This window comes from Streptomyces sp. NPDC040545, from assembly GCF_055595065.1.
This window is the reverse complement of record NZ_JBVIWA010000010.1, coordinates 139594-166243: the sequence shown is the minus strand read 5'-3', so window position 1 is coordinate 166243 and position 26650 is coordinate 139594. Positions and strand designations below refer to the sequence as shown.

Genomic DNA, 26650 nt, shown 5'->3' with positions numbered 1-26650 from the left:
GGCGGCCGGCGCTACTTTGCGGGTACGGCCCACGCCGCCCGGCGCAGGGCCTCGGCGTCGTTCGGAGCCGCGGCGGTCCTCCCCGCGAGGAAGGAGAGGAAGAAGATGCGGCCACGGCCGCTCGGCTGAAAGACTGGACACGTGGAACGACGTACGACCGACCGGCTGCTCAGGGCGCGCGCACAGGCGATCGGGGGCGAGGTCCGGGAGGAATCGGTCGCCGCCGTCCTCGACCGGGTGCTCGCCGTCCAGGCGCAGGACCTTCCCGCGGCGGAGCTCGGGCTCCGGGTACGGGCCCGCGGGCTGACCCGGGACGCGGTGCGCCGGGCCACCGACACCGAACGCAGCGTCGTCCGTGGCTGGTTCATGCGCGGCACCCTCCAGCTGGTGCCGGCCGCCGACGCCCGCTGGCTGCTGGCCCTCTTCGGGCCCGTCTACCTCGCGCTCGCCGCCCGGCGGCTGCGCGAACTGGGCCTCGACGAGTCCCTGTGCGCGCGCTCGGAACGCCTCATCACCGAAGCGATCGACGGCGAGGGGCCGTTGACCCGCGCCCAGCTCACCGACCGGCTCACCACCCTCGGGGTGGAGCCGAAGGGGCAGTCCGCCTTCCACCTGATCCGCCGGGCCGCCCTGAACGGCCGCATCTGCCACGGACCGCAGCGGGGCGGCGAGGCCACCTTCGTCCTCCTCGACGACTGGCTGCCCGTCACCGGACCCCTGCCCTTCACCGCAGCCGCTGCCGAACGCGAACTCGCGCGCCGCTACCGCGCGGCGTACGGCCCCTCCGACGCCCTGGACTTCGTCCACTGGTCGGGTCTCAAGGCCACCACGGGCAAGAACGCGTGGGCCGCCGTACGGGAAACCGGGCCCGAGCCGGTGCCCACCCCGGGCGAGCCCGACGTGCGCCTGCTGCCGGCCTACGACAACTACCTCGTCGGCTACCGCAGCCGGGACCTGTCCGTACCCGCCGCACACGAACGCCGGGTGTGGCCCGGCGGCGGGCAGATCCGCGCCACCGTGCTGGTCGACGGCCTCGCCGTCGGCACCTGGTCCGGAGGCCGCCGCGGGGCGCCGGTGACGGTCGAACCCTTCCCCGGGGCCGAGCCCCACACCCCCGCCGTGGCGGCCGGAATCGCCCGCGAGAGCGCCGACATCGCACGGTTCTCCAGCTGAACTCATCGCATGTCTACAAGCGGTCTATAGTCCCGGAATCCATAACCGGGGTCTAACTCCCGGACCATAGCGTCAGTGCCGTCCGACAATTCCGTACCCAATCAGAAAAGGGCGTCGACATGGCACTCGGTCGGCATTCCGATTTCAATCGCCTGTGGTTCGGGCAGACCGTCAGCAACTTCGGCGACAAGATCTCCCTCCTGGCCCTTCCGACCCTCGCGGTCGTGGTCCTGGACGGCGGGGCCCTGGAGGTCGGCGTGCTGGGCGCGCTGCGTTTCCTCCCCTTCCTGCTGCTCGCCCCGATCGCCGGGCTGGTGGCCGACCGGGTCTCGCGGCGCACGGTGATGATCGTCGCCGACCTGGGCCGGTTCCTGGCCCTCGGCACGATTCCGCTCGCATTCGCCCTCGACTCCGTCAGCATGGCGCACATCTACATCGTGGCCGCCATCACCGGCTGCCTCACCACCTTCTTCGAGGTCTCGTACCAGTCCTGGCTGCCCCAGCTCATCGGTACCGAGAACCTCATCGAGGGCAATACCAAACTGCAGATCAGCCGGAGCGTCGCGGAAGCGGTCGGGGCCGGCGCCGGCGGCGCCCTCATCCAGCTGCTCGGCGCCGCACGCGCCGTCACCGCCGACGCCTTCACCTTCCTCGTCTCGCTGATCGCCCTCCTCGTCATCCGCCACCGGGACACCCGCGAGCGGACCGAGGAGCGCAAGGCCTCCGCGAAGGCGGAGATGAAGGAGGGCATGAAGACCCTCTTCGGCAACCCGGTCCTGCGCGGCCTGTTCACCGCCAACGTCGTGGTCAACCTCGGTGCCGCGATGGGCGACGCCCTGCTGATCGTCTACGCGTACAAGGTCCTGGACCTGAGCCCCGGCCAGGTCGGTGTCGCCTTCGCCGTCATGTCGGTCTTCGTCATCGTCGGCGCGGTGCTCTCCGAGGTGGTCTCCAAGAGCCTCTCGGTGGGCCGCCTCCTGGTCATCACCGCGGTCGTGCTCGGCGCCGGCTACATCCTGGTTCCGACGGGCGGCGCGATCGGCGGCTTCGTCGGACTGATCGTGGTCCAGGCCGTCATCGGCTTCGTCTCCCCGATGTTCGACATCCACGTCCTCAGCCTCGTGCAGGGTGTCACCCCGAACGAGCAGATGGGCCGCGTCAGCGGCACCGCCCTCTCCGCGGTCTACGGCGCCCTGTCGCTGGGCTACTTCGCGGGCGGCGCCCTCGGCGAAGGCGTCGGCCTCACCGCAGGTCTCGCGGTCGCCGGCACCGTGACCATCGTCGGAGGTCTGACCCTGCTGACCGGTCCGGTGGCCAAGATCAAGGAAATGCCGGGCGGCGGCGCCGCCGAGCAGCCCGCCGAGGCCGCCGAAGCCGGCGAGGCCTCCAAGATCACCGCCTGACCGGTCCAGGCCATCGGGAGCGGGTGCCACGTCGATCGGCATCCGCTCCCAGCACGCGGGTGCAGGGCCGCCGCCGGGGCTCCGCCCCGGACCCCGCGCCTCAAACGCCCGGCGGGGCCGAACAGCTGGCACCCTGCACGTCCGCGCCGCGCACCCCGCGGCGCCACCTCGCCGTATCCCTCTCCCGACTCCCGAAGACGCACGGAGGCTCAAGGTGAGCGAGTCCCTCGCCGAACGCATAGCCGCACTGCCCAAGTCCCGCCGGGCACTGTTCCAGGCCCTGACCGGCCGAGGCGGCGGGCGCGCCGCCGTACGCGAGGACCCTGAGCCGGCACCCCGCGACCCCGCCGAAGCGCCCGTGCTCTCCTTCGCACAGCGCCGCCTCTGGTTCATCGACCAGCTGCAGCCCGGCAGCCCCGCCTACAACGTGCCGGTCGCCACCCGCATCCGCGGCCCGCTCGACGTCCCCGCCCTGCACGCGGCGCTCCAGGACATCGTGGACCGCCACGAGGTGCTGCGGACCGTCTACACCTACCAGGAGGGCGCCACCGAGGCCGTCCCCCGCGTGGTGGACGGCTACCGGCTGCCCCTGCCGCTGACCGAACTGCCCGACGAGGAGGCGGCCCGGCCCTTCTACGACGCCGACGCGGGCGCCCCCTTCGACCTGGCCGGCGCCGTCCCGCTGCGGGCCCGGCTCGGCCGGATCGGCCCCGAGGACCACGTCCTCGTCCTCAACCTGCACCACATCGTCACCGACGGCTGGTCCATGCGGGTCCTCTACACCGAACTGGAGCGCGCCTACGCCGCCCGCACCGGGGCGCCCGCCGAGGCAGCGGCCCCGCTCGCCCTCCAGTACGCCGACTTCGCCACCTGGCAGCGCCGCCGCGTCAGCGGGGACCGGCTGGAGAACCTCACCTCCTTCTGGCGCGAGGAGCTCGGCGGAGCCACCCCGGTGGACCTGCCCACCGACCGGCCCAGACCGCCCGTCTTCGGCCACGCCGGCGCCTCCCGCTACATCGACCTCCCGCCCCGGCTCATCGCCCGGCTGCGGGAGTTCGGCAAGTCCGAGGGCGCCACCCTCTACATGACGATGCTGGCCGGCTTCGCCGCCACCCTGCGCCGCTGGACCGGCCAGGAGGACATCGTCGTCGGCACCTCGGTCTCCGGCCGCGACCACCCGGCCTTCGGCGAGCTCATCGGCTTCTTCGTCAACACTCTGCCGCTGCGCATCAGAACCGGCGGCGACCCCGGCTTCGCCGAACTGGTCCGCGCCACCCGCCACACCACCCTCCAGGCGTACGCGCACCAGGAACTGCCCTTCGACCTGATCGTCGACGCCCTCGGACTGCCCCGCGACCCCAGCAGGCCGCCGCTCACCTCCGTGATGTTCCTCCTCGACGAGACCCCGGACACCGCCCCGGGCCTCGCGGGCGTCACCACCGAGCCCATCGACTTCTCCTCGCACGCCACCAAGTACGACCTCATGATCAGCGTCCACGACACCGGCACCGCCGTCCGCGCCCTCGTGGAATACCCCACCGCCCTGTTCGACGCCGTGACCGTGGACCGGCTGCTCGGCCACTTCCTCACCACCCTCGAAGGGGCGCTCGACCGCCCCGACGCCCCGCTGTCCGCCCTGCCGCTGCTCACCGACGCCGAGCGCCGGGCCGCCCTGGACGACTGGAACGCCACCCGCGCCCCCTTCCCCCAGGACGCCTGCCTGCACGAGCTGTTCGAGCAGCACGCCGACCGGCGGCCCGACGCGCCCGCCGTGATCCTCGGCGGACTCGGCGGCTGGAGCGTCACCTACCGGGAGCTGGAGGAGCGCGCCAACCGGCTCGCGCACCGGCTCGTCGAAGCCGGGGCGGGCCCCGACCGGACCGTGGCCCTGTGCCTGCGCCGCGGCCCCGGACTGGTCACCGCGATCCTCGCCGTCCTCAAGGCCGGCGGGGCCTACGTCCCCCTCGACCCGGACTACCCGGCCGAGCGCCTGGCCCTGCTGCTGCGGGACTCCGCGCCGCCCATCGTCGTCTGCGACGCGGAGCTGATCGGCCGGCTGCCCGTCCCCGACGGCACCGCGCAGGTGCTCCTCGACACCGACCGGGCCGCGCTCGCCGAGCTGCCCGCCACCCGGCCGGCCGTCCCCGTCACCTCCCGGGACCTGGCCTACGTGATCTTCACCTCGGGCTCCACCGGTACCCCCAAGGGCATCGCCCTGGAACACCGGGGCGTCGTCAACAACATCCTCGACCTCAACCGCTCGTACGGCATCGGGCCCGGCGACTCGGTCCTCGCCCTGTCCTCGCCCAGCTTCGACATGAGCGTCTACGAGACCCTCGGCATCCTGGCCGCGGGCGGCACGCTCGTCCTGCCCGACCCGGCCGCCGCCAAGGACCCGGCGCACTGGGCCGACCTCGTCGAGCGGCACGGCGTCACCGTCTGGAACTCCGCCCCCGCCCTCCTCGGCCTCCTGACCGACCAGCTCGAACACGCCGGCGGGCCCCGACTGCCGAAGCTGCGCACCGCGTTCCTCGGCGGCGACTGGATCCCCGTCACCCAGCCCGACCGGATCCGCGCCTTCGCCCCCGGCCTGTCCTTCGTGGCGCTCGGCGGAGCGACCGAAGCCTCGATCCATTCGGTCGAGTTCCCCGTCGGCCGGGTCGATCCCGAGTGGACGAAGCTCCCGTACGGGCGGCCCATGGCCAACCAGCTCACCTACATCCTCGACCCGCACGACCGCCTCGTCCCCGTCGGCGTCCCCGGCGAACTCCACCTCGGCGGTGCCGGACTGGCCCGCGGCTACCTGAACCGGCCCGAGCTCACCGAGGAGAAGTTCGTCCACGTCGAGCTGGCACCCGGCCGCACCGAACGCCTCTACCGGACCGGCGACCTGGCCCGCTACGGCGCCGACGGCACCATCGAACTCCTCGGCCGCACCGACTTCCGGATCAAGCTCAACGGGCTCCGCATCGAGCCCGGCGAGGTCGAGAGCGCGCTGCGCGAGCGCCCCGGCGTCCGCGAGGCCGTCGTGGCCGCCCGCCGCTCCGCAGCCGGCTCCGACCGCCTCGTCGGCTACGTGGTGCCCGAGGAGGGCGCCGACCTGGACACCGCCGCCCTGCGCACCGCCCTCGCCGCCGTCCTGCCCCCGCACTGCGTCCCCGCCGAACTGGTCCTGCTGGAGGGGCTGCCGCTCAGCCCCAACGGCAAGGTCGACCGGGGCGCCCTGCCCGGCCCGCTCCCCGCCGCCGCCCCGGACCGGCCCGCCGCCGCGCCCGCGGACGGTGACCCCGTCGCGCTGCGGATCGCCGCCGTCTGGGCCGAGGTGCTCGGCGTGGCCGAAGTGGCCCCCGGTGACGACTTCTTCGCCCTCGGCGGGGACTCCTTCGCCGCCGTGCGCGCGGTCCGCGCCGTCGCCACCGCCCTGCCCGACGGCGGAGCCGCCGCCCTGCGCGTCGTCGACCTCTTCAGCAACCCGACCCCGGCCGGACTCGCCGCCCGCAGCGCCGAACTCGGCGGTGCCGGAACCCGGGCGCACAGCCTGCTGCACCGGCTCACCCCCGAACGCCCCGCCGGCACCACCACGCTGACCCTCGTTTGCTTCCCGCACGGCGGCGGCGACGCCATCGCCTACCAGCCCCTCGCGGCCCAGCTCCCGCCGCACATCGAACTCCTGGCCGTCTCCCCGCCCGGACACGACCCGCTGCGGCCCGGCCCGATGCTCCCGGTCCCCGAGTTCGCGGAACTCGCCGCCGAGGAGATCGCCCGCACCGTGCGGGGACCGTACGCCGTCTACGGCCACTGCGCCGGGGTCGTCACCGCCCTGGAGACCACCCACGTACTGGAACGGCTGGGGCAGCGCCCGATCGCCCTGGACCTCGCCGCGGCCCTCCCCGAGGAGGACCCCGAGTACGCCCTGGAGATGGAACGCGTCTCCGGCGACGACGACCTCGTCGCGTACCTGACCACCATGGACGGCTTCGACGGCGTCCTCGACGACAGCGACCTCACCGCGGTCCTGCGGATGGTCCGCCACGACATGACCGAGGCCGCCCGCTTCTTCGCCCGCACCCCGGGCGGCTACGACCGCCCCCTGGCCACCCCGCTCACCTGCATCATCGGCGACGCCGACGACGCCACCGAGGGCTACGAGAACGGCTACCGCGCCTGGGGCCGGTACGCGGCCGACGTACGCCTCGCCGTGATCCCCGGGGGCCGCCACTACTTCGCCAAGCACCTGCCCGACCGGCTCGCCGCTCTCCTCGCCGACCTGCACCGCAACGGAGGAACCCATGTCTGATCTCGCCGAACGGCTCGGCCGTCTGCCCCAGGGACAGCGCTCCCGGCTGCTGGGACGGATGCGCAACCAGATGACGGCCGGCGTGGGCCGCCGCATCGAACTGCGGCGCACCGACCACGGGCCGCGGTCCCGCTCCTCCTTCCAGCAGGAGCAGATGTGGTTCGTCGACAAGCTCGGCGCCGGCAAGGCCCGCAACAACATAGCCCTGGCCATAGGCCTGGGCGGCCCCCTCGACCGGGCCGCCCTGCACGAGGCGCTCAACGCCGTCGTCGCCCGCCACCAGGTGCTGCACAGCAAACTCGTCGAGATCGACGGAGTCCCCTGGCAGGAACCCGTCCCCTCCTTCGTGCTCGGCGTCCAGAGCACCGACCTGTCGGGCAGCGAGGACGCGGACCGCGAACTCGCCGAGCTCACCGCGAGCTGCGCCGCCGCCCCCTTCGACCTGGCCGCCGGCCCGCCCGTCCGCGCCCACCTCGTACGCCTCGCCGCGGAGCGCCACGTCCTGCTCTGGGTCGTCCACCACATCGCCTGGGACCCGGGCTCGACCCGGATCTTCACCGAGGAACTGACCTCCAGCTACGCGGCGGCCGCCGCGGGCAAGCGCCCCGAAGCCCCCGGACTCGCCGTCGAGTACGCCGACTTCGCGGCCTGGCAGCGGGCCAAGCTGGAGAACGACGAGCACGGCCGGGCGCTCGCGGCCAAGTGGCGCCAGATCCTGGCCGGCGCCGTCGCCACCGAGGTCCTGCCCGACCACCCGCGCGGCCCTGAGACCCGCGGCGACGGCCGCGGTCTGAAACTGACCCTGGACCAGAAGCTGCTGGACCGCCTCACCGAGCTCGCCGACGCCAACAGCACCACCGTCTTCACCACCCTGCTCGCCGCCTTCAACGCGCTGCTGCGGCACTGGACCCGCACCGAGGACGTCGTCGTCGGCACGGCGAGCGCCTCCCGGCCGCACCCCGACCTGGAGCAGGTCATCGGCTGCTTCGTCCAGATGATCACCCTGCGGACCGAGGTCACCGACCAGCTCACCTTCCGCGAGCTGGTCACCCGCACCGCGTCCTCCGTCATGGACTCCTTCACCAACAGCGAGCTGCCCTTCGAGCAGGTCGTCGAGGCCGTCCGCCCGGTGCGCGACCCGCTGCGCCACCCGCTCTTCCAGATCGAGTTCACCTCGCTGGGCCGCTGGGGCACCCACCGGGCCCAGGCCGCGGACGTCGAATTCACCATGGACCAACTGCACGACGGCGCCGCGAAGTTCGACATGAGCTTCCTGGTCGGCGAGAACGACGGCCTGGAACTCTCCCTCGAATACAACACCTCCCTCTACCGGCACGGCACGGCGAGCGCCCTGCTCGCCGCCTTCCGCCAGGTCCTGGAGCAGGTCGCCGAGAACCCCGACCTCCAGGTGGGCGACATCAGCCTGGTCGAGGAGCCGGCCGCCTCCCGGCACGCCCGCGAGCTGTCCCGCGGCGGCCCCGTCGACGAGGCCGCCTGGACCACCACCCTGGACCGCGCGTTCCGCGAGCGGGCCACGATCCACCCCGACGCCGTCGCCGTCCGCCACGGCTCCACCCGGCTCGACTACGCCGCCCTCGACCGCTGGTCCGAGGCCATCGCCCACCGGCTGCGCGACCGCGGCGTCCGCCACGGCGACCCCGTCGCGGTGTGCGTGTCCCGCGGCCCGGCCGCCGTCGCCGGAGTCCTCGGCGTGCTCAAGGCGGGCGCCCACTACATCCCGGTCGACCCGGCCGCCCCGGCCGAGCGGACCCGTACGGTCCTCGCCGACGCCAAGGTCCGCCACGCGCTCGTCGACGAGGCCGCGCAGCTGCCCGTACCGCTGGAGCTGGTGACCACCGGAACGGCGGCCCCCGTCCGGGAGGTCCCCTCCCTCGCGCCGACCGCCACCCCCGGCGACCTGGCCTACGTGCTCTACACCTCGGGCAGCAGCGGAACCCCCAAGGGGGTCATGATCGAGCACCGCTCGGTCACCCACTTCTCCCGCACCATCGCCAAGGCCTACGAGATCCGGGCCGAGGACCGGGTCCTGCAGTTCGCCCCGCTCACCTTCGACGTCTCCGTCTTCGAGATCTTCACCACCCTGCTGGCGGGCGGCTCGCTCGTCATCGCCACCGACGACGAGCGCCGCGACCCGGCCCTGCTCCAGACGCGGATGCGCGAGGACGCCGTCACCGTCGCGGAACTCCCGCCCGCCCTCCTGCCGTTGCTCGACCAGGCCGCCCTGCCGGACCTGCGTCTGGTCTCGGTGGGCGGCGAGGCCTTCCCCGGCCGGCTGGTCGCCGAATGGACCGCGGGGGAGCGCAGGTTCGTCAACGGGTACGGCCCCACCGAGGCGACCGTCGCCGTCACCCTCATGGACTGCACCGGCAGCTACGACCGCAACCCGCCGATCGGCCGCCCCATGCCGGGCCACCAGGCGTTCGTCCTCGACGAGCGGCTGCGCCCGGTCCCGCCCGGCGTACCCGGTGAACTCTGCGTCGCCGGCCCCGGCGTCGCCCGCGGCTACCTGGGCCGCCCCGACCTCACCGCCGACCGCTTCGCCGACAACCCCTACGCGGACGGCCCCGAGACCGCCCGCCTCTACCGCACCGGCGACCTGGTCCGCTGGCTGCCCGGCGGCAACCTGGACTTCCTCGGCCGCACCGACCGCCAGCTCAAGGTGCGCGGCCACCGCATCGAGCCCGGCGAGGTCGAGGCCGTGCTCACCGGGCATCCCTCCGTGCAGCAGGCCGTGGTGGTGGCCCAGCCCGCCGCGGGCGGCGAGCGGATGCTGGCCGCTTACGTCACCGTCGAACAGGTGGGCTCGTACGCCTCGGAGGTCGCCGACGCCGAGGGTCTGCGCGCCTACGCGGCCGGCCGGCTGCCCGGCTACATGGTGCCGGTCGTCGTCGTCCTGGACGAACTGCCCCTCACCCCGCACGGCAAGGTCGACACCGCCGCACTGCCCCAGCCCACCGAGCAGTCGGGCGAAGGCGGCACCCCGCCGCGGGACGCCGTCGAGGAGCAGATCTGCCGGGACATCCTCACCCCGCTGCTCGAATGGCAGAACCCGGACGTGGAGGGCGACTTCTTCGCCCTCGGCGGCAGCTCCCTGCAGGCCACCATCGTGGTCTCCCGGGTCCGCGCCCTCTTCGGCATCGACATCGCCCTCGCCGACTTCTTCGGCCGGCCGACCGTCGCGGGACTGGCCGAACTGGTCCGCGCCGCCAAGGCCGAGGCCGCCGGCGAACAGGACCGGCTGCTCGCGGTCTTCGAGCAGATCGAGAACATGAGCGACGACGAGGCCGCCGCCCTCCTCGGCTCCCTCCAGCACCCGGACGGTCCCTGATGGCCGACCCGGCCGGGTTCGAAGGAGCGCTCGCCGCGCTCCCCGAGGCGAAGCGCGAACTCGCCCGCCTGATGCTGGCCGCCCGGCAGCCCGTACCCGCCCACCCGGCCCCGCGCTCCGGCGCGGGGCCGGTCCCCCCGACAGCCCTCCAGTCCCGGCTCTGGCGCCGCGAGCGCACCCACCCGGCCGTCGCCACCGGCTCGCATGCCCTGCGGCTGACCGGCCCGCTCGACCCGCGGCGGCTCACCGAGGCCCTCACCGGGGTGCTGCGCCGCCACGAGGCACTGCGCACCCGGCTCACCGTCTCCACCGCCGGCCAGCCGAGGCTGCACGTGGACGAGGAACCGGTGCTGCGGCTCACCCGGGCCGACCTCTCGGGCTTCACCCCGCAGGCCGCCGCCGAACGCGTGGCCCTGCAGAGCACCGAGAGCGCCTCCACCGTCCTCGACCTGGAGAGCGGCCGCACCAGCGCGTTCCGGCTGCTGCGGCTCGCCCCCGACGAGCACGTCCTGATCCTCGCCTCCCACCTCGCGGTCTTCGACGGCTGGTCCTCCGGGATCTTCCTCGGGGACCTGGCCGCCGGCTACCGCGAGGGCGAGGGCCCGGGCGGGCCGGTCCCGCCCGAGCTCCAGTTCCCCGACTACGCCGACTGGCAGCACAGGTGGCTCGCCGGACCCGACGGCTCCGCCGAACTCGCCCGCCGCCGGGCGCATTTCGCGGCCGACCCGCCCGCACCCCGGGCGCCCGGCGGATTCGAACGCGGCCACCTGCCCGTACGGCTCGCCCGCGGGCCGGTCGACGCCGGGCTGGAGCTGGGCGCGGCCGAGGGAGCCACCCCGTTCATGACCCTGCTCGCCGCGCTGGCCGTCGTACTGGCCCGCCGGGACGGCCGCACCTCCGTGGTGATCGGCACCCCTGCGGCCGGCCGCTTCGCCGGAGCGCTCGAAGGCGCCGTCGGGCAGTTCACCACCGTGGTACCGATCCGGCTCGACCTCGCGGGCGGCCCCACCTTCCGGGAACTGCTGCACCGTGCCCGGCCCGCGGTGGCCGAAGCCCTCGCCCACCAACGCCTGCCCGTGGACGTCCTGTTCGGCGGCGGAACGCCCCCGCCGTACAACGTCCTGTTCGCCCTCCACAACTACCCCTCGGTCCCCCTGGACCTGCCGGGCATCGAGGTCGGCCAGCTGCCCGGACCCCCCGCCCGGCACCTGGAGCTCTACAGCCCCGACCCGGCCGCCGCCCTCGCCTGCATCGGCCTCGTGGAACGGGACGGCGCGATCGGCGGCACCGCCGAGTACAACCGCCACGCGGCCACGCCCGAGGACGTGCGAGGGCTGCTCACCGGAATCGAGGACGTGCTGGACCGGGCCGTCGCCGCGCCCGCATCCCCGCTCACCACCTAGGGAGTTGCCCGTGCTCACCACCGAGTTCTACCGCGCGCCCGCGGACTGCGGGCTCGTACGGAGCGGAGCCGACGTGCCCCGCACCCCCATGCGGGCCCTGCGCGAGGACATCCACGACATCCTGGTCTCGGCCCCCGTGGCCGAGGCCCGGCGCACCCGCGACCCCCGGCCCATCCACCGGGCCCTGGGCGAGCGGGGCCTCCTCGCGCCCCAGTGGCCCGAGGAGTACGGCGGCCGCGGCATCAGCCAGGTCGCGGCCGCCGTACTGGTCGAGGAACTGGCCATGCACGACGTCCCCGACCTGCTGCACACCCTCACCGTGCAGATCGTCGGATCCACCCTGCTCAATGTCGCGAGCCCGGCGATGAAGGCCCGGCACCTGCCCGGCTTCGCCGCCGGCACCGCCTTCGGCTGCGTGCTGTTCAGCGAACCCCAGGCCGGCTCCGACCTCAACATCCTCTCCACCCGCGCCGTTTCCGACGGCAAGGGCGGTTACAAGCTGTACGGCACCAAGGTCCACTCGCTCTTCGCCCGGCTCGCCGACTACGGGCTGTGCCTGGCCCGCGGCGAGGACGACGCCTTCAGCCTGTTCCTCGTCCCCCTCGCCCAGCCCGGGGTCACCATCCGGCAGATCCCCGGCATGGGCGACGACGCCTTCCACGAGGTCACCCTCGACGGCGTGGCCGTGACGGCCGACGACGTGGTCGGAGAGACGGGCCAGGGCTGGGCGATCGTCGTCAAGACGCTCGCCTTCGAGCGCACCGGACTCGACTACTACGTCAAGGCGCTGCGCTGGTACCGGGCCGCCGTGGAACGGCTGGAGGTCCACACCGACCGGCTGGAGGCCGGCCAGCACGACCAGATCGGCCTGGCCAAACTGAACGCCCGGCTGCTCGCGGCGGGCACACTGGTCCGCCGCGTCCTCACCCGCCTCGACCGGGGCGAACTCAACGAGGACGAGGCCGCCGCCGCCAAGTGGTACACCACCGAGCTCGCCGCCGAGGTGGCCTGGTGGGCCGCGGAACTGGACGGCGACCGCAGCATGACCCTCGACGACCCCGAGGTCGACGGGGTGGCACACCCACTCGACGCGGCGTTGCGCGAAGCCCCGGGAATGCGGATATCGGGCGGCACCGCCGAAATGATGCTGGAGACGCTGGCCCGGCTGCGTCTCGACTCAGGGGCGGAGGTACGGCCGTGACATCACAGGCGGTAGGCGGCAACGGCACGGGCGGCCAGGGCACGGCGGCGGCGTCCGAGCGCTGGCGGGAGCGGGAGGACGAGGACTCGCTCTTCCGCCAGCTCCGGCTCACCGTACGCCAGGGCCTGGAGGTCGACGGGGACACCCCGGCCGGCGCCTGGGAGGCGCTGACCCAGGTCGGCGCGTGGGAGTTCGCCCTGCCCATCGGCCACGACGGCCTCGACCTCGGCCAGGCGGTCATCGCCATGGTGTGCGAGGAGGCGGGCAACGCGATGCAGCCCGTCCCGCTGACCGACACCCTCCTCGCCCTGGACCTGATCTCCGGCCTCGGCCCGCTGGCCCCCGAAGCCGCCGACAGCCTCCTGGACCGGGTACGCACCGGAGAACTGGAACTCGCCGTGCCGGGCCGGCTGCCCGATCCGCGCGGCACCGTACCGCCGGGCATCACCTGGAAGCCGGACCCGGACACCGGCGCCGTCGTCCTCACCGGAACCGGTGGCCCCTTCGCCGCCGGAGTCGGCCCGGGCGCCCTGCTGGTCCTGGCCGGCGGCCCCGACGGCCCGTGCGTGGCACTCGTACCGCTGCCCACCGAGGGCGTCCAGGTCCGCCCGCTGCGCGACCACGGCGGGGGAGCCGTGGCCAGTGCCGTCTTCGACGAGGTACGGCTGCCTGCCGAGGCGGTGCTGCTGAGCGGCCTCGCCGCCGAACGGGCCCTCGCCCGCGTGGGGCTGCGCGCCGCCGTCCACCAGGCCTCGCTGCTGGCCGGGATCACGGCGGCCGCCCTGACCGCGGTCGTCTCCCGGATCCGCGGCCGGCAGCAGTTCGGCCAGGCCCTGGTCAAGCACCAGGGCCCCAGGCTGCGCGTGGCGGGCCTGCTGGCCCGCCTCGACGCCGTGCGCTGGGCCGTGGGCGACGCGGCCCGGGACCTCGACGAGGACCGGCTCACCGCGGGGGAGGCCGCCGGACTGATCGCCCTCACGGCGGAGACCACCCTCGACGTGACCCGTGACGCGGTCCATCTGCACGGCGCCTCGGGCCTGGTCCGCGACGGCCTGGTGGCGGCCTGCTACCGGCGCGCGGCCTGGGAGGCCATGCGCTGCGGGCGCCCCGCCCACCTCTGGGACATCGCGGCGCACACGCCCTGACCGCCGCCCACGAGGAAGGGGCCCCCGCACCGCGGGAGCCCCTTCCTCGTACGACCAGGACGGTCAGACCAGGTCGCGCCGCATGACCCAGCGGTGCCGCTTGTCGCTCTTGGCCTCGGTGCGGTGGACCCGGCGGAAGCCCGCCCGCTCGAACATGTCCATCGTCCCGACATAGGCGAGGGTCGGATTGACCCGGCCGCCCTCCGGATCCACCGGATACCCCTCGACGGCGGGCGCACCGTGGGCGCGCGCGTGCTCCACGGCCCCCTCCAGCAGGCCCGAGGCGACCCCCTTGCCACGGAAGTCCTTGCGCACGACGAAGCAGGTCACCGACCACACCGGCAGATCGTCCACCGGTGTGATCGTCTTCGAGGAGGTCAGCCGGTCGAGCTGGCGGCGCGGGGCCACGTTGCACCAGCCCGCCACCTCGCCGTCCAGGAACCCGAGGACCCCGGGCGGCGGATCGGCCTTCTCCATCAGGCCGCGCAGGTGCTCGCCCCGCTCGTCCGCAGTGAGCCGCCCGTAGTCGCCCGTGGACAGCCGCCACGCCATGCACCAGCACGTGTGCGCGCTCTTCTTCGGCTGGAGCACCTGGCGGATGTCGTCCCACAGATCCGCCGTGGCGGGCCGTACTTCTAAACTCATGCTGCTACTTCGCTCTCTTCCGCTTCTTACGAACGTCCCGCGGCCGCGGTGTCCCGCGCCCCGGCGACGACATCGGTCATCACGGCGACCAGCACCCCGAGGGCCCGCCGGCACGCCTTTTCCCCTGCGTCCAGATGAGTGACCAGCCGGACCGTCTCCGGGCCGGGCGCGGTCACCAGCACTCCTTCCTGCGCGGCCCGTGCGACGACCTCGTCGGCGCCGGGAACCTCGATGAGGACGATGTTGGTCTCCGGCGGGCGCACGGTGAACCCCGCGTCCCGCATCCCCGCCGCCAGCAGCGCGGCGTTGGCGTGGTCCTCGGCGATCCGCTCCACGTGGTGGTCCAGGGCGTACAGTCCCGCAGCCGCCAGGATGCCCGACTGGCGCATGCCGCCGCCCAGACCGTGCCGCAGCTTCCGGGCCCGCGGCAGCTTTTCGGCCGGCAGCAGGAGCACCGACCCGACCGGCGCGCCCAGGCCCTTCGACAGGCACACGGACAGCGAATCGGCCGTCCGCCCGTACTGGTGCGCCGAAGTGCCCGTCGCGGCCATCGCGTTCCAGATCCGGGCCCCGTCCATGTGGACCGCCAGGCCCGCGCCGGCCGTCAGTTCCCGTACGGCACGCAGCGTCTCCAGCGGATGGACGGTACCGCCGGCCCGGGTGTGGGTCTGCTCCACCTCGACCGCACGGGTGCCGAGCGTGTACGGATTCCCCCGCCGGACCACCCCGGCCAGCAGCTCCGCGGTGATCACCCCCCGCTCCGCCGACACCGTGCGCGTCTGGATCCCGCCGTAGCGGGCCGGGGAGGCCTCCTCGTGCGCCAGGACGTGCGCCTCGGCGTCGCACACCAGCTCCTCGCCGGGACCGACGAGGAGCTGGAGGGCGATCTGGTTGGCCATCACCCCGGAGGGGGTGAACAGGGCCCCGGAGAAGCCGAACAGCCCGGCGAGCCGGTCCTCCAGCGCGCGGACGGTCGGGTCCTCCCCGAACAGGTCGTCGCCGACCTCGGCCGCGGCCATCGCGGCCCGCATCCCGGGACCCGGCCGGGTCACCGTGTCGCTGCGCAGATCGGCCGTGTCGAACGTGTCGGAACTCCCGATGGTCATGACGGTACGTCAACTCCTCGCTCGCGGGGCTGTGGGGTGAGTTCGCGGGCCGCCACCCAGTCCAGCAGCGGGCGCACCAGCTGCCAGGTCTCCCGCACCAGCTCCCCGGCGCGCGCCGTGTGCAGCCCGGCGTCCGGACCGTGGCGGCGCCCCGCGTCGATCGTGCGGTGGCGCAGCAGCCCCAGCCGCGGGTGGTCCGCCGGGACCCCCGCGGCCGGGACTTGAGCCGGTCGCCGCCCAGGGTGAACTCCTGGTCCCGTAGCCGGCCCGCGTACGGGGACTTGTCGTGGGACATCCGGGTGGCCCGGACCGGGCCGGGCACCCGCACCTCGCCCGCTCGGGTCGACTCCTTGAAATACGCGTCCAGTTCAGCGGCCAGCTCGTCCATCGGCGCACGTACGTCACGCTCGTACCGCTCGCGGTGGCGCAGCCGCCCCGCCTCCTTGCTGTTGTCGGCCGCGAGGTCCTCGTACAGGCGCAGTGCCGAGGGCGGGAAGCCGCTGAAGGTCACGGCAGATACCCCGGCAGGGGGTGGGCGGCGCACAGCTCGGACACCCGGGTGCGCACCCGGTCGCGCAGCGCGTCCGGCAGTACGCCGCCCTGCGCGCGCAGCGCCGTGAGGACGTCGGCGACCAGGTCGGCGCACTCGGCGGCCACCGCGTGGTCCATCCCGCGCGCGGCCAGCGTGTTGGTGCCGAGCCGCAGTCCGCCGGTCACCCGGACCGGCGTGGTGTCGCCGGGGACCCGGTTGCGGTTGACGACGATCCCGCAGGACTCCAGGGCCTGCTCGGCGACGTCCCCGGTGACCCCGGTGGCCCGCAGGTCGAGCAGCACCATATGGGTGTCCGTACCGCCGGTGACCAGCCGGAACCCCCGGTCCAGGAGCCGTTCGGCGATCGCCTGCGCCCCGTCGGCCAGCCGCTTGGCGACCTCGGCGAAGTCCGGGCTCGCCACGAAGTCCAGGGCCCGCGCCTTGGCCGCCACCGACGCCAGGTCGGGGGTGCCCTGGGTGAAGGGGAACACGGCGCGGCGCAGGGTCGCGGCCAGGGTGCCGCGCTCCGGTCCGGCCTTGCGGGCCTCCCGGCCGAGCAGGATCAGCCCGCCGCGCGGGCCGTACAGCTGCTTGTAGGTGCTGGTGGTGGTCACGTGGGCGTGGTCGACGGGGCTCTGGTGCAGGCCGGCCGCGACCAGTCCCGCGATGTGCGAGATGTCGGCCAGCAGATAGGCGTTGGCCTCGTCCGCGATCTCCCGGAAACGGGCGAAGTCGATGCTGCGGGGGTAGGCGCTCGCCCCGCAGACGATCAGCTTCGGGCGGTGCTCCAGGGCCAGTTCGCGGATCTGGTCGTAGTCGAGCAGCCCCTCCGGTGTCACCCGGTAGCCGTGGGCGCGGTAGTAGCGGCCGGTCACCGAGGCGGGGGAGCCGTGGGTGAGGTGGCCCCCGCAGTCCAGGTCCAGCCCCAGCAGGCTGTCGCCCGGGCTCAGCAGCGCCGTGATCACGGCGAGGTTGGCGGAGGAACCGGAGTGCGGCTGCACGATCGCGTCCTGCGCCCCGAACGCCGCGCACGCCCGGTCGATCGCGAGGCGCTCGATCTCGTCGGCGACCCCGCAGCCGGCGTGGTAGCGGTTCCCGGGGAAGCCCTCGGCGGTCAGGTTGCCGAGCGCGCTGCCCTCGCAGGCCAGGACCGAGGGATCGGCGACGCTGGACGCGGCGACCATCATCAGGGTGTCGCGCTGGCGCGCCGACTCCCGGGCCAGCAGGTCGTACAGGACGGAATCGCGCTCTCTGAGCCGGGTGCCGGCGTGCGCGGCGAAATCGACCAGGTCGGGATCGGGCGCGGGGCCGCGGCCGGATGCCGCGGGCAGATCCGGCTCGGTGACGGGCGCGGGCAGGGTGAGACTCATGACTGTCCCCTCTCGGAATCGTCCGTGATGGCCGTGCTGAACCCGCTCGTGTCCTCAGCCGTCCGCATCGGCGGTGTCGTCTCGTCGGCCTCCAGCTCGCCGAAGGCCTCGGCGGCCGCGACCGCCTCCGCGCCGTGCTGCTCGTCCGCGGCGATCTTCCCGGCCAGCTCGGAGATCAGCGGGTTCTGGAACACGGTCTTCACCGGCACCGGCACCCCCAGCAGCTCCTTGAGCAGACCGGCCAGGCGGGTACCGCTGAGCGAATCGCCCCCCAGGCTGAAGAAGTTGTCACCGGGCGCCACCCCGTCGAGGCCGAGGATGTCGGCGACCGCCGCGCACAGCACGAGCTCCAGCGCGCTGCCCGGACCGTCCCCGGCATCCCGTACGGCCGCCTCGTCGGCGGACTGCTGCTGCAGCCCGGCGGAGGAGGCCAGCAGCAGCCGGTCCACCTTGCCGTTGCGGGTCAGCGGCAGCTCCGGCAGCGCGGTCAGCGCGGCCGGCACCATGTAGCCGGGAAGCTGCGCGGCGAGCCGCTCCAGCACCGGCCCGGCCGCCTCGGCTCCGGCCACGACGAAGGCGTGCAGCCGCCGCACCCCGTGCGCGCTGGCCGGGGCCACCACCACGGCCGCCTCGACCTCGGCGTCCTGGCGCAGCACCGCCTCGATCTCGCCGAGCTCGATCCGGTGGCCCTGGATCTTCACCTGGAAGTCGTCCCGGCCCAGGATCTCGATACTGCCGTCCGGCAGGTACCGTCCCAGGTCACCGGTCAGGTAGGCGCGTTCGCCGCTCTCCGGAAGGTGCACGAAGCGGTTCGCGGTGCGCTCGGCGTCGTTCCAGTAGCCGCGCGCGAGCCCGACGTCGCTGGCCACGGCCATCTCGCCGACCACCCCGAGCGGGCGCTCGTAGGCGGCCGAATCGACGATGTAGTAGCGCTGGTTGGTGATCGGCTTGCCGTACGGGATGCTCGTCCAGGACGGGTCGACCTCGCCGATCGGCTGGAACAGCGACCAGCAGATCGTCTCGGTCGGCCCGCCCGAACCCACCACCTGGATCCGGGGGCTCTGCGCCCGCAGCCGGTCGGGCAGCGTCAGCGGGATCCAGTCGCCGGAGAGCACGGACAGCCGCAGGGACTCCAGCGGCCGGCCGCCGCCGCGCTGCTCGCGCACCTCGGCCTCGCCGACCAGCAGTTCCATCAGGACGGGCACGGAGTTCCACAGGGTGACCTGCTCGGTCTGGACCAGATCGGCCCAGACGTCGGGCTCGGCATGCTCGAACGGCGGCGGCAGCACCACGGTCCCGCCCTGCGTCAGCACCCCGAACACGTCGTAGACCGAGGCGTCGAAGTGCAGCCCGGAGATGGCCAGCAGCCGGTCCCGCGCACCGACCTCGAAGCGTGCCGCGACATCGCGGATCAGGTTGACCACGCCGATGTGGTCGACCATCACGCCCTTCGGCTCACCGGTCGAGCCCGAAGTGAAGATCGTGTACGCGAGGTCCGCCGGGGTCTGCGCGGTCTCGGGCCGGGTGCCGGTCCCGGACTCGAAGTCCTTGTCCACCCGGTAGCGTCGGGCCGTGGGGGGCCAGCTGATCCGGGAGTCCAGCCAGGACTGGGTGAGGATCCGGTCCACCTTGGCCTCGGTGAGCAGGCGGCGCAGCCGCTCCGGCGGCACGGACGGGTCCAGCGGCAGATAGGCGGCGCCGGAGGCGAGGATCCCGTACACCGCGGCGTACTGCTCCCAGCCCTTCTCCATCACCACGGCGACCAGCTCGCCCGGGGCCGCCCCGTGGTCCCGCAGCGTGTGCCCGATCCGCCAGGCGTACGAGGCCAGCTCGGCGTAGGTCAGGCGCCGCCCGGAGGCGTCCACCACGGCCTCGGCACCGGGGGTGCGCTCCACCTGCTGGGCGAACAGCTCGTGCAAGGTGGTGTACGGGATCTGCCCGGCGGTGTCGTTGACCTGGCGGCGCAGCGTCCGCTCAGCCGCCGGGATCAGGTCGAAGCGCCGGGCGTGCAGGGACTCCGGGTCCCGCGTGAGCCGCTCCAGGAGGTCCACGTACACGCCGAAGGCCGCGTCGACGAAGCCGGGCGCGAACGCCCCGTCGACGAAGTCCCAGATGACGCGCAGCTCACCGGCCAGTTCGCGCAGCTGTACGTCGAGCGAGACCTGCGGGGTCTGCGAGATCGAGTACACCTCCCGGCCCAGGTCCGTGACGGGCCTGCGTACCGGGTAGTCGAGGAGGCTGGTCACGACCACCGGCATGCCGGCCTGCGCGCCCACCCCGTGCAGCCGGGTCAGCTCGCGCAGCACCCGGACGCCGTTGAAGGCACCGTGCTCCGCGTCGCGGGCGAGCTGGTCGCGCAGGGCGTGCGCCCGGTCCAGGAAGGTCGCGCCCGAACCGTCGGCGGCGAGCATCACGGCGTTGGTGAAGTCACCGAGGACGCCGGTGATGTCGGGGTGCACCGCCGGACGCTGGAAGACCGGGTAGTTGATGGTGAAGTCGGACTCCTCCGCCCAGCACCGGACCACCTCGGCGAAAGCGGCCGTGAGCAGGACCGACGGCGTCAGCCCCGCTTCGCGCGCCCGTGCCGAGAAGCGCTGCCAGTCCGAGGGGGAGAGGCGGTGCTCGCGCCGGTCGAAGCGCACCTCGCGCCCGCCGCCGGCGGAGCCGCCCGTGGGCAGCGAGGGGGCCGGCGGCAGGGTGGGGACGCGCTCCACCCAGTAGTCGCGGGCGGCACGGAAGGCCTCGGTGTGCGGCAGGGCGTCCGCGCGCCAGCGGGCGTACTCCGCGAAGCTGATACCGGGCTCCGGGAGCTCGGTGTCCGGGTTCTCGTACAGGTCGACCAGCTCGGGGAAGAGCACCTGGAAGGCACTGGAGGCGTCCAGCACCTGCAGGTCGATCCCGAGGTGGACCCGGCTCAGGTTCCCCGGACCGCCCAGCCGGATGATCCGCAGGTCGAACAACGGCCAGCTGCCCACCGGGAAGACCACGTGGCTCATCTCGTCCCGCAGCGCGGCGAGCCGCTCCCGCGAGGCGTCGGCGGACAGCCCGCTCAGGTCCACGACCGGTATCTCGAAGGGCAGCGGGTCGGCCGGCACCCACTGGGTGCCGTCCGTGCGGCCGATCGCGCGGAGCATGTCGTGGCGGGCGACCACCTTGCGCCAGGCGGCGGCGAAACGCTCGGGGTCGAGGTCCGCACGCTCCCATTCGAAGTATCCGTAGCAGCCGATACCGCCCAGCTCGACTGCTTCACCTCGCCCGATCATCAGTGCCTGCTGCGTCTCGGTCATCGGGAAGGACGCGGCACTGTCCGCGCGAGCGGGCAGGAGCTCGGTCATGGTCCAACTCCATTCGGTGTTACGGGCCGTTGGCTGGTGCTTGCCTGAGGTGGTGACGGGCCGGAGCGCCCTGCTGCGGGGCAGGGCGAGGCTAGGGGCGGCGAGTTAGCCGCCGGTTATGTTCCGTCCGGGCGGGGGTGGCGGCGGTGGCGGCGGCGGTCCCGTGGCCGGGCGCGGCCCCTTCGCCCAGGGAGAGCGCGAAGAGCCGTACGAGGGGATGGAACAGGTAGCACGGCTGGCCCCACTCGTCCGCGCCGCTGACCTCCAGCAGGGCCGCGTCGGCGAGCGCCTCCAGCAGCCGCTCGGCCTCGGTCTCCGGCAGGCTCAGCGCCATCGCCGCGTCCGCGGCCGGGAACGGCTGCGGGCCCAGCGCGGCCAGCGCCGGGAACACCGCCCGCACCCAGGGGTCCAGCGCCCGCCAGGACGGCAGCAGCGAGCTGTGCACGTCCAGATCGCCCGAGTGCAGCTCCCGCAGCCGGGTGACGGGATCCGCCAGCCGGCGGGCCAGCCGGTCCGGGGTGGAGTGCGGCCGGGCGGCGATCCGGGTCCCGGCGATCCGCAGGGCCAGCGGCAGACCGGCGCAGTGCTCGACGATCGCGGACGCCGCACCGGGTGCCGAGGCCACCCGGGCGGCACCGGCCGCGGCCGAGAGCAGCTCCAGCGAGTCCCGGGGCGCCAGGGGAGCGAGGGCCACGGTGTGCGCACCGGCCACGGTGGGCAGGGCGGTCCGCCCGGTCACCAGGACCGCCGGCTCCGGGGTGTTGGGCAGCAGCGGCCCCAACTGGGCCGCCCCGGAGGCGTTGTCCAGCACGATCAGCAGCTGCCGGCCCCGGGTCCGCTCCCGGTAGAGCCGGACCAGCTGCTCCTGGTCCTCGGTGGCCGGTACGCCGTCCATCGGCCCCAGCGCGCGCAGCAGCCCGCGCAGCACCCGGGAGGGGTGCCGGGGAGTGCCGTCGGGCGCGCGCAGGTCGGCGTACAACTGCCCGTCGGGGAAGTGCTGCCGGCAGCGGTGGGCCGCGTGGACGGCCAGGGCGGTCTTGCCGAGCCCGGCCATACCGGTGACCAGGACCCGGCGGGGCCGCCCGGAGCCCTGCGCATCGGGGGCCAGCGCACGGCACAGCAGCTCCAGTTCGGGCTTCCGGCCGGTGAAGTCGACGGTGTCGGGGGGCAGCATGGCCGGGGCGCCGTCGGGGCGGCCGGACGCGTCCCGCCGGGGGCGGGCCAGGACGGCGGGGGCGGAGCGCGGCTGCCGGTCCAGCGTGCCCTCCAGCAGCGCCCGGTAGGTGGCCTGGAGCTCCTCACCGGGGTTCACGCCCAGCTCGTCGGCGAGCACCGCGCGGCCGTGGTGGTAGAGGTGGATGGCGTCCGCCTGCCGCCCCGACCGGCACAGGGCGGTCATCAGCTGGCACCGGATGCGCTCGCGCAGCGGGAACTCGGCGACCAGGCCGGTGAGCTCGCCGGTGATCTGCTCGTGCCGGCCCAGCGCGAGATCGGCCGCGATGCGGTGCTCCAGCGTGACCGCCCGGGCCTCGGTGAGCCGCGGCGCCTCGGCGTCGGCGAGGTATTCCGTGGCGTTGGCGAAGGGCAGGCCGTTCCACCGGGCCAGGGCGCCGCGCAGCAGCTCACCGGCCTTTTCGAAGTCCTCGGCGATCAGTGCCTCGCGGCCGTCGAGCGCCAGCTTCTCGAATTCGCTCAGGTCAAGGGTCGCATTACCGATGCTCATGGCATATCCGGGCGGCCGGCGATCGATCAGAACATCCTCGCCGAGAATCTTGCGCAAGCGGGAAACATAGGTGTAGAGCTGTGCGCTGACGGTGGCCGGCGGTGCCCAGCCCCACAGCAGCCGGCACAGCCGTTCGTCGGAGATCACCTCTTCACGGGCCACGAGGAGCGCCGCGAGCACGGTGTGCAGCTTCGCCCCGGAGAACGCGACCCGGCGGCCGTCCCGCCGTACCTCTACTGGCCCGAGCACTCGGAATTCCATGTACCGCCCCATCCGTGATTCATGGAGAAGAATCTCTGGACGAAGCTAGTGGAGCGCGTTGTCTCCTCGATATCGTGGCGATTTCGAGGGCGGCCCGGGTCACGAAATCGATGGAACACGGAAGGAAAAGGAGGCGTCCCTACTGTTCCATTCGTGCCGCAGCGAGCGGCAGTGATGCTCCACCGAGAGGGGATTCCCAGATGCGCAGCACGCGGACGGTGAAGACGGCGAACACGACGGCGGCGGCCTGCCTGGTCGTTCTTGCGGGGGTGTTCGTCGCCGCGGGGGGAGCGCCGGCCGTCCTGGCGGACACGCACACCACCACGCAGGCGGACGACGACATGCCCTGGGGCGTCGTCAAGCCGCTGGTCCCCCCGCACCCCGGCTCCGCCGGCAAGCACGGCGACATGCCCTGGGGCTGACCCGCCGCGCTCCTGCCCGGCCGCCGGCGGTTCGCGGCCTGCCCCCTCCCGCCGGGTCGGTCGCGGATGCCGCCGATGTCGACCAGGATGTCCCGCGGTCCGCGGAAGATCTGGTTGCGCCGGCAGGGCGGGCGTCCAGGGCGGTCTCGATCCAGCGGTGGAAGCGTGGCTCGTCCTCCAGCGGCACGCCCAGAACCGCGCAGATCACCGTCGCCGGCAGGGGACAGGCGAACTCACAGCACTAGTCGCCCTCCGGGTGCGTCAGCAGCAAGGTCAATTCCGCCGCCGTGAAGGAACGATGCGGCAGCTCACCGGCGCTCCCACCGCCCGGCTCGCACGCCGCGCCCTGGACCGCCGTCAGCAGCCGGTCCGCCTGCGCCCGCCAGGGCTGCGCACCGACCTCGCCGAACGCGGCCCGCGCCCGCCGGAACCTCTCCGCCGCCTGCGCCGGGCGGCCGCCGATCGCCTCCACACATCCCAGATCGGTCTCCACCCGCGCGTACAGGAAACGGTCCGCCAGCTCATCCGTGATCTCCAGGGCCTGCTGCAGCGTCGCTCCGGCCGCCGACAGCAGGCCCTGGCTCCACTGCGTCTGCCCCAGTCCCCGCAGCGCGTGCGCCTCCCCGACCCGGTCGCCCTCGCCCCGGGTCAGCCGCAGTACCGCGCCGAAGGCCTCCGCGGCCTCGCCCAGATCTCCCGCGCGCAGCCGGACCTCGGCCAGCCGGTACACGCTCTGCGCCTCCGCCCGCACCGATCCGGTACGCCGGCTCAGCGCCACCGCCTGCTCCGCGAGCGGCAGCGCGCCGCCCACGTTGCCCCGGTCCAGCTCGATCTGCGCCTGGAAGCCGAGCAGATGGGCCTCGTTCCCGATGTCGCCCGACGCGTGGAAACCGCTGAGGGCCGCCTCGCAGTACTCCAGGGCCCGCTCCCAGTCCCCCTGGAACCGCGCGCACATGGCCAGGTTCCGCTGGGCGAGCGCCGCCCCGCCCACGTCACCGGTGTTGCGCAGCAGCCGCAGCGCGGCCATGTTCCAGCCCTCGGCCTGCTCGTAGCGCCGCTGGTAGATCGCCAGCGACCCCAGCAGCCGCAGCATCGTCGCCTCGCCCGGTGCGTCGCCGGTGCGCCGGGCCGAGGCCAGCGCCTGCTCGGCGCAGCGCTGCCAGTCCTCCAGGTAGTTCTTCGTCTCGAAGTGGGGGACCGCGCTCTCGGTCAGCGTCCACGCGAACCGCGCCCGGCCCGTCTCCGCCGCGTGCGCCACCAGGTCCGTGACGGCCGTGCGCTCCGACTCGAACCAGTCCATCGGCGTGGCCAGCAGCTCGTCGGCCAGCTCCGGCAGGAAGCGCGGGGCCGGTGCCGGCGGCCGGCCCACCGGGAACTGGCGCCCGTCGATCCGCCGGTGCGCCTCCTCGGCCAGCCAGAGCCAGGACGCGAAGGCCCGCTCCAGCGCGGCGTCGGTCTCTCCCTCCGGCTCGTCCGACTCCGCCCGCTCGCGGGCGAACAGCCGCAGCAGGTCCTGGAACCGGTAGCGGGCGGCCCGCCCCGGCTCGGCGTCGGCCACCTCCAGCAGCTGCGCGTCGACCAGGTGGTCGATCAGTTCCTCCGCGTGCCACACATCGGTGTCCAGTACGGCCGCCCCCGCCCAGGCGGCGAAGTCCGCCGTGCGCAGCAGGCCGAGCCTGCGGTACATCCGGGCCGTCTCCGGCGGCAGGTCCCGGTAGGTGAGCCGGAAGCCGGCGCGCACCCCGCCCTCGCCCGGGCTCAGCACGTCGAGGCGGGAGCGGTGGTCGCGCAGCCGCGCCACCAGGCTCCGTACGCTCAGATTGGGTTTGGCCGCCAGCCGCGCGCCGGCGATCCGCAGCGCGAGCGGAAGGCAGTCGCACAGGGCGCCGAGCTGTTCCACCGCCACCGGGTCGCTGCCGAACCGGTCGGCCCCGGCCAGTTTGATCAGCAGCGCCGTCGCCTCGGTCGGCTCCAGCATCCGCAGCCGCAGGGTCAGTGCCGTGTAGTCCCCGGTCAGATCGCCCAGGCTCTCCCGGCTGGTGGCCAGCACCACGCTGCGTCCGCCACCCGGGAGCAGGGGTCTGAGCTGGTGGAAGGAGCGTACGTTGTCCAGGACGATCAGTGTCTTGCGGGTGCTGAGCAGGCTCCGGAACAGCGAGCCCCGCTCGTCGGGATCCGCCGGTATCTGGGGCGCGCCGATCCCGAGGGCGCGCAGGAAGCGGTCGAGCACGGCGGCGGGGGACACCGGGGCGTGCTCCTCGTCGTACCCGCGCAGATCGGCGAAGAGCTGGCCGTCCGGGAACTGGTCGGCGACCTGGCTCGCCCAGTGCACCGCGAGTGCGGTCTTGCCCACCCCGCCCACGCCGACGATGGTCGCCAGCGCCGGGGTGTGCGGGTTGTAGGGCTCCTTCAGGAGCCGGTCCAGGGAGGTCATCTCCCGCTGCCGGCCGGTGAACGCCATGACGTCCGCGGGAAGTTGTGCCGGGATGGTGCTCAGGGCCGCCGGCGCGGGCGCCGCCGTGGCGGGGGGCCGGGTCAGTTCGGGGGAGTCGCGCAGGATCAGTTCGTGCAGCTGGCGCAGTCCGGGACCCGGTTCGATCCCGAGCTGCTCGGTGAGTAACCGGCGGCCGTGCAGGAACACTTCGAGGGCCTCGGCCCGCTGCCCCGACCGGTACAGGGCCAGCATGAGGTGTTCGCGGCACTGCTCGCGCAGGGGGTGCCGGGCCACCAGCTCGGTGAGCTCACCGGTGAGCGCGCGGTGCCGGCCCAGCTGGAGCATCAGACCGGCGCGTTCCTCCATCAGCGCGAGCCGCATCTGCTCCAGCCTGGTGGTCTCCGCCTCCAGCCGGGAGCCGGAGGGCCCGTCCAGCGCGGAGCCCCGCCAGATGCTGAGCGCCTCCTCGAACTGCGCGCACGCCTCTTCGGTCCGTCCGTGCCGGGCGGCGTCCCGCCCCTGCTCGGCCCGCTCCATGAACTCCTGGACGTCGATCCGGTGCTCTCCCTTGGCCAGCAGGTAGCCCGGAGGAGAGGTGATCAGCAGATCGGTCACCCCGGCCTGCTTGAAGGTTTTGCGGAGGGTGGCCACGCAGATGGCGATCTGGTTGCGGGCCGTCGCCGGGGGAGATTCCGGCCAGACGGCGTCCACCAGGGTGTCCACCGACACGATCCGGTCGGCGTAGAGCAGCAGCATCGACAGGACCGCGGACTGGCGCCGGCCGTTGATGCGCAGCTGACCGTCATCGGTCTGGACGAGCAGCGGCCCCAGCACTCTGAAGACAAACCGAT

The 26650-nt window shown here is 73.8% G+C and carries 14 protein-coding genes; 8 read left to right on the top strand and 6 right to left on the bottom strand.

Annotation, left to right across the window (positions count from 1 at the left end; all coding sequences use genetic code 11):
- The first annotated feature begins 141 nt into the window (after positions 1-141).
- The 7 genes from ACZ573_RS20775 (at position 142) to ACZ573_RS20745 (ending at position 13971) form a co-directional block, all read left to right on the top strand.
- Complete coding sequence (locus tag ACZ573_RS20775; protein ID WP_471306181.1) at positions 142-1173, top strand: winged helix DNA-binding domain-containing protein; 1032 nt, start codon at positions 142-144, stop codon at positions 1171-1173.
- A 119-nt stretch (positions 1174-1292) separates the two neighbouring features.
- The gene (locus ACZ573_RS20770) at positions 1293-2576 is read left to right on the top strand and encodes an MFS transporter (RefSeq protein ID WP_471306179.1); all 1284 of its coding nucleotides are present in this window, start codon (positions 1293-1295) and stop codon (positions 2574-2576) included.
- A 214-nt stretch (positions 2577-2790) separates the two neighbouring features.
- Positions 2791-6873 carry a non-ribosomal peptide synthetase gene (locus tag ACZ573_RS20765; RefSeq protein WP_471306176.1) on the top strand — a complete coding sequence of 1361 codons (4083 nt, stop codon included), beginning with the start codon at positions 2791-2793 and terminating at the stop codon, positions 6871-6873.
- A complete protein-coding gene (locus ACZ573_RS20760; protein WP_471306174.1) occupies positions 6866-10222 on the top strand; it encodes a non-ribosomal peptide synthetase in 3357 nt (1118 codons plus the stop codon). Before ACZ573_RS20765 ends, ACZ573_RS20760 begins: the two co-directional genes overlap by 8 nt.
- Positions 10222-11625: a condensation domain-containing protein gene (locus ACZ573_RS20755; protein WP_471306171.1), complete on the top strand. Its 1404-nt coding sequence runs from the start codon at positions 10222-10224 to the stop codon at positions 11623-11625. Before ACZ573_RS20760 ends, ACZ573_RS20755 begins: the two co-directional genes overlap by 1 nt.
- Before the next feature lie 10 nt (positions 11626-11635).
- Positions 11636-12826, top strand: coding sequence for an acyl-CoA dehydrogenase family protein (locus tag ACZ573_RS20750; protein WP_266388124.1), 1191 nt, complete (start codon positions 11636-11638; stop codon positions 12824-12826).
- Positions 12823-13971, top strand: a complete 1149-nt coding sequence (locus ACZ573_RS20745) for an acyl-CoA dehydrogenase family protein (RefSeq protein WP_471306166.1) — start codon at positions 12823-12825, stop codon at positions 13969-13971. The genes ACZ573_RS20750 and ACZ573_RS20745 overlap by 4 nt, the downstream gene beginning before the upstream one ends.
- A 63-nt stretch (positions 13972-14034) precedes the next feature.
- On the opposite strand, the gene ACZ573_RS20740 is transcribed toward ACZ573_RS20745, so the two are convergent.
- From ACZ573_RS20740 to ACZ573_RS20720, 5 genes are all read right to left on the bottom strand, one after another.
- Positions 14035-14616, bottom strand: a complete 582-nt coding sequence (locus tag ACZ573_RS20740) for a GNAT family N-acetyltransferase (RefSeq protein WP_030713495.1) — start codon at positions 14614-14616, stop codon at positions 14035-14037.
- Positions 14617-14642: 26 nt separating this feature from the next.
- Positions 14643-15722, bottom strand: a complete 1080-nt coding sequence (locus ACZ573_RS20735; protein ID WP_471306163.1) for a threonine aldolase family protein — start codon at positions 15720-15722, stop codon at positions 14643-14645.
- Positions 15723-16229: 507 nt separating this feature from the next.
- A complete protein-coding gene (locus ACZ573_RS20730) occupies positions 16230-17624 on the bottom strand; it encodes a serine hydroxymethyltransferase (protein WP_471306160.1) in 1395 nt (464 codons plus the stop codon).
- Positions 17621-20959, bottom strand: coding sequence for a non-ribosomal peptide synthetase (locus tag ACZ573_RS20725; protein WP_471306157.1), 3339 nt, complete (start codon positions 20957-20959; stop codon positions 17621-17623). The genes ACZ573_RS20730 and ACZ573_RS20725 overlap by 4 nt, the downstream gene beginning before the upstream one ends.
- 91 nt (positions 20960-21050) lie before the next feature.
- A complete protein-coding gene (locus ACZ573_RS20720) occupies positions 21051-22943 on the bottom strand; it encodes an AfsR/SARP family transcriptional regulator (RefSeq protein WP_471306153.1) in 1893 nt (630 codons plus the stop codon).
- 200 nt (positions 22944-23143) lie between these two features.
- On the opposite strand from ACZ573_RS20720, the gene ACZ573_RS20715 reads away from it, so the two are divergent.
- Entirely contained in the window at positions 23144-23365 is a 222-nt protein-coding gene (locus tag ACZ573_RS20715; protein WP_471306150.1) for a hypothetical protein, read from the top strand.
- A 241-nt stretch (positions 23366-23606) separates the two neighbouring features.
- Here ACZ573_RS20715 and ACZ573_RS20710 read toward each other — a convergent pair whose 3' ends face one another.
- Positions 23607-26633 (bottom strand): AfsR/SARP family transcriptional regulator, encoded by a 3027-nt coding sequence (locus tag ACZ573_RS20710; RefSeq protein WP_471306145.1) that lies wholly within the window; start codon positions 26631-26633, stop codon positions 23607-23609.
- Between the last annotated feature and the right edge of the window lie 17 nt (positions 26634-26650).